The 1,088-nt window shown below is 43.6% G+C and carries 1 protein-coding gene; it reads left to right on the forward strand.

Features of this window, described 5'->3' with window-relative positions:
• Positions 1-949 (forward strand): UDP-glucose 4-epimerase GalE (gene galE / locus R7093_RS24130; RefSeq protein ID WP_318146874.1); only part of this gene is annotated, 949 nt, incomplete at its 5' end.
• Positions 950-1,088 lie beyond the last annotated feature (139 nt).

Below are 1,088 nucleotides of genomic sequence, written 5' to 3' on the forward strand. Positions count from 1 at the left end.
TGGTATGACACCAGTTATTCTCGATAACCTATACAACAGCAAATCCACAGTCTTAGAGCGCATTGAAAAAGTATGTGGCGTAAAGCCAACTTTTATCGAAGCGGATATTCGCGATAAGGCTGCGCTTGTTGAGGCACTAAAAGCACACAATATTGAAGCCGTTATTCACTTTGCTGGCCTAAAAGCAGTCGGAGAATCAGTAGAAAAACCGCTTGAGTATTACGATAACAACGTAAATGGCACACTTGTTCTTGTGGACGCAATGCGTGAAGCAGGCGTGAAATCACTGGTATTTAGCTCATCTGCGACAGTTTATGGTGATCCTGCATCAGTACCAATTACTGAGGACTTCCCAACTAGTGCGACTAACCCATACGGTCGTAGCAAGTTAATGGTAGAAGAGTGCTTAACTGACTTCCAAAAAGCGAACCCAGACTGGAGCATCACACTTCTTCGTTACTTCAACCCTGTTGGTTCGCACCCAACTGGTGAGTTAGGTGAAGACCCGCAAGGTATTCCGAACAACCTAATGCCATTTATTTCTCAAGTAGCAGTTGGTCGTCGCGAGTTTCTATCTGTATTCGGTAGTGATTACCCAACCAAAGATGGTACTGGTGTTCGTGATTACATTCACGTAATGGATCTATCAGATGGCCACGTTGCTGCGCTAGAAAAAGTCGGCAGTAAAGCTGGTTTGCACATCTACAACCTTGGTACCGGGAATGGTTACAGCGTTCTTGAAATGGTAAAAGCATTTGAAAGCGCATGCGGTAAAAATGTGCCATACCAACTGGTTGAACGTCGACCTGGTGACATTGCAGAATGTTGGGCAGATCCTTCAAAAGCAATGAATGAACTAGGCTGGAAAGCATCACGTACTCTTGAAGAGATGACAGGGGACACATGGCGCTGGCAATCAAATAACCCACAAGGTTACCCAGACGCATAGTTTCATTTAACACAATAATAACAAAAGGCGCATTCCAGCGCCTTTTTTGATCTAAATCGGAAAAAATCGTAAATTACTGGTTAAAAGGTAGCAACCAAATAGATAAGTGCTAAACTACCCATGACTCTTAATTTAGGTC

Source organism: Vibrio sp. 1580, from assembly GCF_033340055.1.